Source organism: Vibrio sp. 1-Bac 57, from assembly GCF_037546855.1.
Lineage (GTDB): Bacteria > Pseudomonadota > Gammaproteobacteria > Enterobacterales > Psychromonadaceae > Psychromonas.
Map to the genome: position 1 here is coordinate 24,075 of NZ_JALAAC010000025.1, position 11,618 is coordinate 35,692.

Consider the following 11,618-nt stretch of genomic DNA (forward strand, 5'->3'; position numbering starts at 1 on the left):
TTATTGAGTTATTTTACTTTTATAATCACGGTAATTAGCCACAAAAAGAACAAAACCTAATATTAAAATAGAAACAGCAGCATAAAATAAACTACCACCATCACTCTGTCCTTCATGAATAACTTCAATACCTAATGGGGTAAATAAGTGGAAGAAAGCAGCGCCCCCCATGACACCCGAGGCCATCAATCCGCCAAGCGCATGTAATAAACTTCTGCTAGGTGCACATTGTAATAGTTTAACTTTTTTCAGTAACCAAAAAACAACCGGTAATAATAAAATAACTGAAGTAACCAGCTCAACAAAACCAACTGCATATGAGCCATAGTTTGCAAACCATGTGCCTATCGAGTCCCCTAGAATACCTTGCATCCAAGCACCAATCATTCCGAAAATATGTTGTGTATCAGGATGTAATGTAAACTTGTAGGGTAGCGATAATAAAAAAACTTTTGCAATCCACAGCACCACTATCCAGCTAAAAACAGGTAAAATTCTCATTATTATTCCTTGTCCAATTTAGCCCAGTTAAGATCGGCTTGTTTAATAAAATTGTCTTTATCAGCAGCCCATGAATCTTGCACAGACTGATCATAATTTAAATACAGTTTATCATTATAAACGGTCCAAAATGGTGGGTTGCCCGGTGCAGTTTCATTACCTGCTATCGCCCATGCACAATAACCACCATATTGTGGTGCATACTTTTCTGGATCACCTTTAAACAAAGCTAAATTTTCTTGGCTTGAAAAGTACCAATCCGCGCCTTTATATTCAAGCTGGTACTTACTGCTACCTTCTACCGGTTTTTGCTCAGTAAAATAAGCAACAACATCATATCCCGAGACCGCTTTATTACTAAAGAATCCAGTATGTATTGCATCAGCAGCATTCGCACTTTGAAAAAGAGCAAAGCTCATTAATGTGATAACTTGTAAGATTGAGAGTATTTTTTTCATATTCAGTTCCACCCTTTTAAAAATAATATAATCTACAAGACCTGAAAGACCCTAATTTTATTGCTTCTTTTATTAAAAAAATACAAATTATATGAATGGCATGCATAAAAAGGTAAACATTTATGGCTTTTACGAACATTCATTTAATTAACTCTAGTTATTAATCAATACGTTAACACCAAAAACTACAATCAATAGTTTTTCTAAAAGTAACAGAAAAAAAAGCCCACTTAATTGCTTAAGTGGGCTTTCGAGTCATAAACGCTATATTATGTTTAAATTAATCTTACACTTATAACACTGATAACTTATCTTTCATTTCTTGGTGTTTAGCTAACATAGTTGTACTCGGTGCAGCTGTCATTAAACTAGCTACCACGATTGAAATAGTAGCAAAAATAATACCAGGGACAATCTCGTAAACGTCAAACCAACCGCCACTTAATTGTTTCCAGACCACAATTGTTACACCACCTACAACAATACCCGCTAGCGCGCCTAAACGATTCATGCGAGACCAGAATAAACTTAATACAATCACAGGACCAAATGCGGCACCAAAACCAGCCCATGCATATGACACTAAACCAAGTACTGAGCTTTCAGGGTTAAAGGCTAAAGCTAATGCAATAAGCGATAAACCAACGACACCTAAGCGCCCAACTAATACTATTTTTTCAGAGCTAGCTTCAGGATTAATATGCTGTTTATAGAAATCCTCCGCCAATGCAGAAGAAGAAACAAGTAACTGTGAATCCGCTGTACTCATAATAGCCGCTAGGATCGCCGCTAATAAAATACCCGCGATCACAGGGTGGAACATACCATTCACTAGAATCATAAAGATAGTTTCGCTATCTTCTAATACACCACCTAAATTCGCATCCACGTAGGTGATCCCAATCAAACCAACAGCAATAGCACCCATAATTGAAAGTGCAGTCCAAATCACTGAAATACGACGAGCGGTAGTTAACGATTTATTACTACTTGCTGCTTGGAAACGCGCTAAAATATGAGGTTGTCCAAAGTAACCTAAGCCCCATGCAACTAGTGAAATAATAGCGATGGCACTCATTGGTGTACCATCATTGTTAGTAAAAGCATCTAACAATTCAGGGTTCTTAGCCGTTAATGTTGCCGCTAAATCACTTACCGATCCATCTATTGCAAGAATAGGCACCAGCAGTAATGCCGCAGCCATCAATAGACCTTGCACTAAATCAGTCCAAGATACCGCTAAGAAACCACCAAACAAGGTATAAGAAACAACACAAACCGTACCGATAATTACAGCGAGCTGATAGTTGAGGTCAAAAACAGTTTGGAATAACTTACCGCCAGCTACTAAACCCGCGCTGGTGTAAAAAAGGAAAAATAGCAGAATAAAAAACGCAGACATCGTTTGTAATAATTTACTTTTATCTTCAAAGCGACGCGCAAAATAATCTGGTAAGGTTAATGAATCATTAGTAATAATGGTGTAGGTACGTAAACGCTTTGAACAAATAAGCCAATTTAACCAACTACCCACTAATAAACCACCAGCTAACCAAAGAGAGCCGTAACCAGCCACTAATGCATACCCAGGTAAACCTAACAACAACCAACCACTCATGTCAGATGCACCAGCAGATATTGCCGTTGGCCAAGGTCCGAGTTGACGTCCACCTAAAAAATAATCCGAAGAATTAACTGTTTTTCGAAAAGCCCAATAACCAATCCCCATCATCATCGCTAAATAAAGGATGAAGGTTCCAATCACTGCAAAATTTTGTTCTATCATAAGATTTAAACTCCTTAACACTTCCTGTGATAATTTGTATTTCCAAACAACTATCATTCCTTAAATGTTGTTTATAACAATACCTTAACAAATTAGCCTGTGAATAATTTACTTTAGTGAATTTAAACTCAGATTTAAGTAAAAATCAGCTCCTTGAAAGTTTTTTTTGTGATCTTGCGCAGATAATATAAAAATAATTTATTCAAACATATCATTATAAAATTAAACAATATGCTTGAAAAATAAGCATATTAATAGCGATAAACCATTCCCGTTGAAATAATAACGCCTTTGCTATCATAGAAAGCTATATCTGAATTTTCTTGATTATATCCAAGCATCATGGTCCAGCTCCAATGCTGCCAATCAAATGGACGCTGATAGGAATAAAGACTGAAAATGCCTGCATGTGTTAAATCTTGCTTATCATTAAAAATAGGATTTTCTTGTTTATAAAGACGCACACCGGCATTAATAGTGGTGATTAAAGTATGTCTTTGCTTGAATAATAAAAGCGACAGTTGACCCGTATATTGATCATAACTATTTGCATCTCCATCGGCATTTCGATTGGTATATTGAAAAGCCGGCTTCAGTAATACACCCTGAGATATAGGAAATGAGCTTCCTACCTCAACACGTTGATATAAGCTATCACGTTTTAACAACGCTATTTCAGAGGTATCACTTAATTGGCTCTGACCACTTAATTCATCGTCGATACTACTGCTTGCTATCGCGTATTTAAAAGTGAGCCCAGTACCTAAAATATTATCAACAGCAATTCGAGCACCACCGACTTTTTGATCAGTGGTTTGCCTTTTTGTATTAGTAACAAAAGGGTCTTCCCAAGTTTCATTGAATAAAGATAATTTAGGAAAAACGGCAACCGTTAATTTACTTTGATCTGCAAACTGATGGATCATGCCAAGTTCATATTGGAATTTTGCAGTACTAACTTGTTCGCGGCTATTGCCTAGATAGAATTGGGTGTTAAGGTTTTCTAAGGTGTATTGGATCCGCCCTAATGGATACACAAGTACTGATGAGTTAGATTGGCCACTATTATTTAAATCGTTAGTGATTTCATTATCATGATCAGTATCAAACTGTGATTCTCCTACGCTGTAGCCAGCATTAACGCTTAATGTAAACTCCCAGCCCGCTTCTTTACTGAGTGGTTGAGCGATAACAGAACAACTTATAAAAATACCCGCGGTTAAACCGCCTATTGCTTTTAACATTATCTTTATCCCCTATTGAAGTGTTTGCTTACTGTACTGCTTTATTAATATGTTTACCTGTAGCAATAAAACCAATACGTAATTTTTTTTAAATTAGCTCTTTTTTCATTACTTTAAAGAATCAAAACATGATCATGACGAAGTTATTTGATTAAGGGGGCAAGCATTTTTTCTAATCCATTTAATTTTACTTCGTACATTAACGCCAACTGCTCACCTAATTTACCTTCTGGAAAGCCTTTACCGTGAAACCACACTAAATAGGGCTCAGGTAAATGAATTAGCTTACGGCCTGCGTATTTACCAAATGGCATGGTTTGATTAATTGCATCACTTAATGCACGAGGGTTATCTAACATATTATTCCTTTGAGCAGGTGTTGACTAAGGTAATGAGTTGTTTTAATTTTAATTCAATCTCTGAAGCACTGATCTTAAAGCCAATATTTAGGCGAAAGCAATGCTTATATAAACCCAACGTACTAAAGCTTTCACCAATGCGTACATCTAATTGCTTTTCAATCGCTAGCTTTCTTAATCTAAACGTATTTAAATTGTCCACTTCAATCCATAAAACAAACCCACCAGCCGGTTGACTTATCTTACTATTAAGCGGCAAATTTTGTTGTAAATAGGTAGTAAACTGCAATGTTTGTTGAGCGAGGTGTAAGCGTATCTTTTTGAGATGGTTAAGGTAATCACCACGTTGAATAAAATTTGCTATTGCGAGTTGTAAAGGCGAAGTAATACCTTGATTCGCAAATAATCGTTGTTGTAAATAAGCTTGCAAATAACGACCTGGTAAGCACCACCCTAACCGGTAACCAGCCGCAATAGTTTTAGAAATAGATCCACACCATAGGATATACCCCTCTGTGTCCCAATGCTTTGCAGGCAAAGGAAGGACTTTTTTATAACCCAATTCGAGATACACATCATCTTCAATAATAGGAATTTTATAATGAGTCGCCAGCTCGACTAACCTTTGCTTTTGCAATGGTGTCATTGAGGTTCCCTGTGGATTCATATGTGAAGTGCAAAATAATCCCGCTTTTATTGACCCTAAATGCATTTGTTTCTGTAACTGATCAAGGTCTATCCCCTCTTGTACAGAAGGGATCTCAACAACTCGACGCTTCATAACGCCTAATAATTCCAATAAACCTGAGAAACAAGGCGAACTAATTGCGACGGCATCTCCCTCTTCAGTGATTATTTCAATTGCACTGCGTATAGCATCCAAACAACCGTGAGTGATCACACAATCTTCAGCAGAAAAATGAAAATCAATTCTTTTGAAATGATCACTTAAGCTTTCTCGCAATACCGGTTCTCCCTGCGGAGCAGGATAGTGACTGAGATGATTGCCTTGACGTTTCATTGCTCGCCGAAAAGATCCCTGTAATTTATCGATAGGAATTAACCCAGGATCGTAACGTGCAATACCTAAGGGGCAAGGATCAACAAAAGGATTATAGATAGCAGGTAAATGCGGTTTAGTAATACTACTCGTAAAAGATACAAAACTCGGCCTAGATGACTGGTCCATTAATGGTGATTGCTGCGCAACATGATATCCCGACTGAGCTTTAGCCACCAACCAGCCTAATGATTCAAGGTGTTGGTAACAGTTTAAAGCCGTCGTCATACTCACATTGTGTAACTGTTTAAATTTACGTAATGACGGCATTTTAGCATGTAATGCTAATTGCCCAGATTCGATCTGCTGCACACACTGTGTCGCTAATTGTATATAACGCATAAAACTGTACCGCCCATAAAATTGAAATTTGTATCTGTTATCTTTTTTAGTTTGTTTGATAATACTCACAAGCGCAAGCACACCTCATTTAAAATAAAGGGTCGATGATGAAAAAAAATGATTTGATACTAGGTATCTTAGTAATGATTGTCTGGGGATTAAATTTCTCTGTAATCAAATTGGGTGTCAGTGAAATTGATCCTTTATTATTAACCGCATTAAGGTTCACACTAGCAACATTACCGGCTATATTTTTTGTTAAAAAACCAAATGTTTCATGGTGGTATCTGATCATTTATGGATGGTTATTCGCAATTGGTATTTGGGGTATGGCGACATGGTCTATCGAAGCGGGTTTAAGTGCTGGTATGGCATCAGTATTGCTACAAATGAATGTAGTATTCGGTTTATTCTTAGGTTATTTTTTACTAAAAGAACCGCTGCCAATTAATAAAGTCATTGGCAGCGGTATTGCTTTAGCAGGGTTATTATTAAGCTTAACCGTCACTGACGGTTCAGTAACTCAACTAGGGTTAATGTTAATATTATTCGCTGCTATATCGTGGAGTTTAGCGAGCATCACAGTCAAAAAAGCGGCAACCAAACAAATCTTTGCCTTTAGTTTATGGGCGATGGCTTTTGCACCTGCTCCTTTGTTTCTTATCGTCTATTTACAATCAGGTAGCGATGTTTTTGTACAACTGCCAGAACAACTCAATGAACGGGTCATTTTCTCTGTATTATTTCAAGCGTATCCGGTTACTTTATTAGGGTATTGGATTTGGAATCGTTTATTAGTGACTTATCCATTAACAACGGTTGCTCCCCTCACTTTATTAGTGCCCGTGTTTGGATTATTAGGGGGGGTATTGTTTTACCAAGAGACGGTAGGTCTGATTAAGTTGATTGCTTTTTTATGTGTGATCAGCGGAATTTTAATTAGTTTTGTTAATACTAAATTGATCACTAAACTGAAATCGCGATACATTTGAGTTACTTAACCTCAACCCGGGGTAATAAATACAAAATTAATATCATAATCAATTAGTTATAATTTCTCACAATACAGTTTTGTGTAGTTCAAGGCAAATCAGCATAGCAATAACTGATTATTGATAGCTGATTTAACACAGAAATACACGGAAATAGCTGCGCGGTATCGGTTGGATGATCCCGAGCTGAGGTTGCTTATTAAAGTAGTGAGTTGAAACAGAATATTGAAGCATTTTACTGACTAAAATATACGACCAGTGGGATAACACTTTTATCGACGTCTGATGCATTAAAGAATTAACGGATTTACTATAAAAAACAGGTAAACTAGATCCGCTTTATCACCTTATTAATATGACAGAGATACTTTATGCCCTACCAAGCTGCTATTTTCGATATGGATGGTCTATTACTGGATACTGAACGAGTTTGCATGCAAGCCTTCGAAAAGGCCTGCCAACAGTTATCACTGCCTTTTGTGAAAAGCGCTTACTTAAAAATTATTGGTCGTAATGCTCAAGGTATTGAAGCAGCGATCATGTCGCATTATGCACAGTATATTGAGTATGCACCATTACGTAAGGCTTGGATGGATGGTTATTGGCCGATTGTTGAGCACCAAGCTATTCCGGTTAAATCAGGTGTGATCAATTTGCTTGAATGGCTTAAATCACAAAATATCCCTGTTGGCGTCGCCACATCAACACATAATAAATTAGCGGCAACAAAATTAAAGTTGGCGGGACTTGATCATTATTTTCAACATATTAGTAGTGGTTGCGAAGTTACTCGTGGTAAACCTGATCCCGAGATATTCTTACTCGCTGCACAACGCTTAAATGTTGCCCCTGAGCAGTGTTTAGCCTTTGAAGACTCAAGTAATGGTGTTATCTCTGCCATAGCCGCAAAAATGCAAGTCTTTCAAGTACCTGATCTGGTTATTCCAGATCAACAAGTGATTGCATTAGGTCACCATATAGCATCTTCACTAGATCATGTGTTAACGCACCTTAAACAGCAAAACAACAAGTAAATACTTAACCTTTTTTTTTGTTAACGCACATCAATACTCATTGATGTGCGTTGCTTTTTATCTAAAGCGACATTTTAATCCACAGCTATTTCTTGATCTACAAAGATAAGCTCTTGAGTGGCGAAACCATACTTAGCAGCAGTATTAATAAAGTCCTGTTTCACGGTATCACTCACTTGTGGAGTTCGTGACAACAACCATAAATAATCATGATTATAACTACTGATAAAAGCATATTGATAGTCCACTTTATCCATCTTAAAGATAATATAAGACCCGTAAAATGGACCAAAAAAAGAAACTTTTAAATGCCCTGTATTTTTATCATCAACAAAATAAGCTTTTCCAACCGCTTCTTGCCATTCATTATCTTCTTTCGAGTAACCTCTATTAATGACTTTAATACCGCCATCTTCACGCATTGAATAAGTGGCAGAAACTTGATCCAGACCTCGTTCAAAAGAATGGTCTAAACGCGCTATTTCATACCAAGTACCTAAATAACGATCACTTTCAAAGTGTTTAACTGCCTGCATACCTTCGGGTACACCAGTACATGCTGTTTGTAACAAAATGGCCGTCAGTAATAATAAAATTTTCATTTTGATCCCTCATTTACGCTCGTTTTTGTAGCTAAGGATGAGCCACATAAAACAGTCTGGTGTTATACGCCATTAAAGTAAACAAAGATCATTCAGTATTTTAGTAGATGAATTTTCTCCCCGCTGTTATGACAGATCACGATTACGAAGGCGAATAAATTCACGCGGCGTAATGCCACTCCAACGCTTAAAAGCACGTACAAAGTTATTAGGGTGCGTATACATCAGCTTTTCCGCTAATATTTCATATTCATACACATTTTGATCAATAAGTTCACAAGCCTGCTGAAAACGCACTTCATCGAAAACCTGGCGCAAAGACGAGCCCTGCCCCTGCAGTTTTCTTTTTAAAGTACGAACACTTATATCTAATGAAGCAGAAATATTCTCCGCTAACCAATCCTGACCAAAATACCCCTGTTTTAATAAAAGCTTGAAGGCTTGTAAAAAATCATTAGGTATAGGGTCAATCTCAGCTAACTGCGGTAAATCAATAGCTGGGTTGTGTTTATTTAATAAACGTCGATCTATCGCGATTGCCGAATAGCTGTGCCCTAATTTAATATCGGTACCTTTAAAGAATCGAGAGTGTTCAATTCCAACTGCCTCTGTATCTTTTAATTTAATCTGTTTAGGTTGCCAGCCATGCCCTAAATAATGTTCAACTAACAAACAGATAAAAGTGAGCACGTGCTGTTCAACTTGCCAAGCTCCTTGTTTGACATGCCGAGAGTGCGGCTGGCAGATCCAAATATTTTGCTTGTCTTCCTTTAGCAAAAAAATGTTATTACTATTGTGAAGACTAATGTGACGAGTTAATAACAGTAAAGCTTGATGAAGATTATCAGCATTCACCAAACATTTAGTAAATTCACCATACTGTGATAAATCACTTTGCTCTGTTAACCAAGTCGCCAAATGCGGCATATTGGTATAATCAGCAGCAAGCTTTAAAAAGTGCCAAATTTTCTTTTCTATAATCAGTTCGTTAGGCTGAATTGGGGTAGCAAAATATAGCCCTGCTTTTTCCAATAAAGATTCAACGGGAAGCGATAATGCGTGCAGGTTTTGAATCACTGCATTTAAGTGACTTGCTCTAATTAAATGTAGACTTGTGGGCATCTATAACACCTCATATTGATAAAATGATGTACTTACTTTTAATAAAAAAACCTAAAGTAATCAAAATAGTATATGCACAGATAAAATTTATGCGCGAAAAAATACCTCAAAAAGAGTACTTAATTCAAGATTTTTACAAAATCAATGAGACCGATTGTTCTTCATGTATGATAATTTGTATTTTTTGTAGGAGTGTGTAGGAAAATGAGCAATATAAAACAACAACAAATAATAGAAGCTGCCTTTGCACTTTTTTATCAAAAGGGGTTTCATGCCGTTGGTATCAATGAAATTATCAAGCAATCACAAGTTGCAAAGAAGACACTCTATAATCATTTTAAAAATAAAGATGCACTAATTCTTGCTACGTTAGAATGGCATCATCAACAAATCATAGAGCACTTACAAAAAAGTATTACCTTAGCAGTACCGGGCAAAGATAGTATCTTGGTTATTTTTGAGCAGTTAGATGCTTGGCTTAATGGGAAAGTGACACAATTACCGACCTTCAATGGTTGTTACTTCACTCAAGCACATAAAGAATTTTCTATGCTAAATCCCGAGATAACTGCATCCTGCTTACACCATAAACAAACCTTTCAGAATATTTTTAAAAAACAGGTAGAAGATTTCGAAAAAGATGCTCAAAAAAATCGCTTGATTGTTGATTTATTGACCTTGTTAAAAGAAGGTGTCATCGCAAACGAGCAAATATTCCAACAAAAATTTAGCGCTCAACAGGCCATCTTTTACATTGAAAATATGTTACGTTTCAAGCGTTAATATAAGTACGCCCTAAGTAACAAGCTTACAGAGCATAGTAATTGCTAACTAATAAGTAATATAAAAATTGCTTAAATGATTTCTATTCGTATAATGCCCCGCACAATTAATGCGCTGAATTTACGTTTCAGTTAGCAAACAGAGGAATAAAAAATGCAAAATACAGTGGTTTGTGCGCTATACCGATTTGTTGACCTAGCAAATTATGAAGAAATTCAAACACCATTACTTAACATAATGAATGCGAATCAAGTAAAAGGTACTTTGTTATTAGCAAGCGAAGGTATCAACGGCACTATTGCTGGTGATCAAGAGGGTATTGATAATGTACTTAATTGGTTAAAATCAAACCCTTCTTTAACCGATTTAACAGCAAAATTTTCATTTGATACAGAAAACCCATTTTACCGCACAAAAGTAAAACTAAAAAAAGAAATTGTAACTTTGGGTGTTGAAGGTATTGATCCGAATCGTGTCGTAGGGACTTACGTTAAACCTAAAGATTGGAATGCCCTGATCAGTGATCCAGAGGTATTATTGGTCGATACTCGAAATGATTATGAAATTAGCATTGGTACTTTTAAAAATGCTGTCGATCCAAAAACAACTAATTTCCGTGAATTTCCACAATACGTTAAAGAAAATTTAGACCCTAAAAAACATAAAAAAATTGCTATGTTTTGTACCGGTGGAATTCGTTGTGAAAAATCAACTGCTTACTTAAAAGAGCAAGGTTTTGGTGAAGTTTATCACCTTGAAGGTGGTGTACTTAAATATCTTGAAGAAGTGCCAGAATCAGAAACCATGTGGGAAGGTGAGTGCTTTGTCTTTGATAATCGCGTATCAGTAAACCACCAGCTTGAAAAAGGTCAATATGACCAATGCCATGGTTGCCGTTTACCGATCACTGAAGAAGACAAAAAATCAGAAAAGTATATGCAAGGCGTAAGTTGTCATCAATGCCATGACAGTTTATCTGAGCAACAAAAATTGCGTTTTTTAGAGCGTGAAAAGCAAATTCGTCTTTCGCAGGGGCGTGGTCAAGCACATATTGGCTCGGATGCTTTAACACAATTAGAAGAAAATAGAGCAAAAAAACAAGCAGTAAAAATGCAGCAACGCTGCAGCTTATAAGATTACGATCAACAATATCAACGGCGAGTGATCGCTGTTGATATCAATTTATTCAGATTTAAAGCCCCTGCCACAATAACTCAATCACTTTCTTTTTAATATCTATCGCTTAAAAACTACGTTTTAATTAAATAGCCATAAGAAAAGCGTTTCCTCCGAGTAAACAAAGTTGATCTTTGAGTTGATACCACTCGTACTCTT

General features: G+C 36.5%; 12 protein-coding genes. 4 read left to right on the forward strand and 8 right to left on the reverse strand.

Features of this window, described 5'->3' with window-relative positions; translation table 11 throughout:
* The 6 genes from MT391_RS14935 to MT391_RS14960 form a co-directional block, all read right to left on the reverse strand.
* Positions 1 to 501, reverse strand: coding sequence for a hypothetical protein (locus MT391_RS14935; RefSeq protein ID WP_037071208.1), 501 nt, complete (start codon positions 499 to 501; stop codon positions 1 to 3).
* Positions 502 to 503: 2 nt separating this feature from the next.
* Entirely contained in the window at positions 504 to 959 is a 456-nt protein-coding gene (locus tag MT391_RS14940; RefSeq protein ID WP_028868159.1) for a YHS domain-containing (seleno)protein, read from the reverse strand.
* Positions 960 to 1,251: 292 nt separating this feature from the next.
* Positions 1,252 to 2,745: a sodium/proline symporter PutP gene (putP, locus tag MT391_RS14945; protein ID WP_028868160.1), complete on the reverse strand. Its 1,494-nt coding sequence runs from the start codon at positions 2,743 to 2,745 to the stop codon at positions 1,252 to 1,254.
* Between the two features lie 251 nt (positions 2,746 to 2,996).
* Entirely contained in the window at positions 2,997 to 3,989 is a 993-nt protein-coding gene (locus MT391_RS14950; RefSeq protein WP_499498786.1) for a DUF2860 domain-containing protein, read from the reverse strand.
* Between the two features lie 143 nt (positions 3,990 to 4,132).
* On the reverse strand, positions 4,133 to 4,348 hold the full coding sequence (locus tag MT391_RS14955; protein WP_028868162.1) for a DUF3820 family protein: 216 nt from the start codon (positions 4,346 to 4,348) through the stop codon (positions 4,133 to 4,135).
* Between the two features lies 1 nt (position 4,349).
* Positions 4,350 to 5,750, reverse strand: coding sequence for an aminotransferase-like domain-containing protein (locus MT391_RS14960; protein ID WP_499498788.1), 1,401 nt, complete (start codon positions 5,748 to 5,750; stop codon positions 4,350 to 4,352).
* Between the two features lie 104 nt (positions 5,751 to 5,854).
* Here MT391_RS14960 and MT391_RS14965 point away from each other — a divergent pair, with 104 nt between their 5' ends.
* The gene (locus MT391_RS14965; protein WP_499498790.1) at positions 5,855 to 6,742 is read left to right on the forward strand and encodes an EamA family transporter; all 888 of its coding nucleotides are present in this window, start codon (positions 5,855 to 5,857) and stop codon (positions 6,740 to 6,742) included.
* A 371-nt stretch (positions 6,743 to 7,113) separates the two neighbouring features.
* The gene (locus MT391_RS14970) at positions 7,114 to 7,776 is read left to right on the forward strand and encodes an HAD family hydrolase (protein WP_499498792.1); all 663 of its coding nucleotides are present in this window, start codon (positions 7,114 to 7,116) and stop codon (positions 7,774 to 7,776) included.
* A 74-nt stretch (positions 7,777 to 7,850) separates the two neighbouring features.
* On the opposite strand, the gene MT391_RS14975 is transcribed toward MT391_RS14970, so the two are convergent.
* Both MT391_RS14975 and MT391_RS14980 read right to left on the reverse strand, forming a co-directional pair.
* A complete protein-coding gene (locus MT391_RS14975) occupies positions 7,851 to 8,378 on the reverse strand; it encodes a lipocalin family protein (protein ID WP_499498793.1) in 528 nt (175 codons plus the stop codon).
* 126 nt (positions 8,379 to 8,504) lie between these two features.
* A complete protein-coding gene (locus MT391_RS14980) occupies positions 8,505 to 9,500 on the reverse strand; it encodes a helix-turn-helix transcriptional regulator (RefSeq protein WP_499498794.1) in 996 nt (331 codons plus the stop codon).
* A gap of 204 nt (positions 9,501 to 9,704) precedes the next feature.
* Here MT391_RS14980 and MT391_RS14985 point away from each other — a divergent pair, with 204 nt between their 5' ends.
* Together MT391_RS14985 and trhO are read left to right on the forward strand one after the other, a co-directional pair.
* Positions 9,705 to 10,283: a TetR/AcrR family transcriptional regulator gene (locus MT391_RS14985; protein WP_499498796.1), complete on the forward strand. Its 579-nt coding sequence runs from the start codon at positions 9,705 to 9,707 to the stop codon at positions 10,281 to 10,283.
* A 153-nt stretch (positions 10,284 to 10,436) separates the two neighbouring features.
* Complete coding sequence (trhO, locus tag MT391_RS14990; RefSeq protein ID WP_499498798.1) at positions 10,437 to 11,417, forward strand: oxygen-dependent tRNA uridine(34) hydroxylase TrhO; 981 nt, start codon at positions 10,437 to 10,439, stop codon at positions 11,415 to 11,417.
* The last annotated feature ends 201 nt before the right edge of the window (positions 11,418 to 11,618 follow it).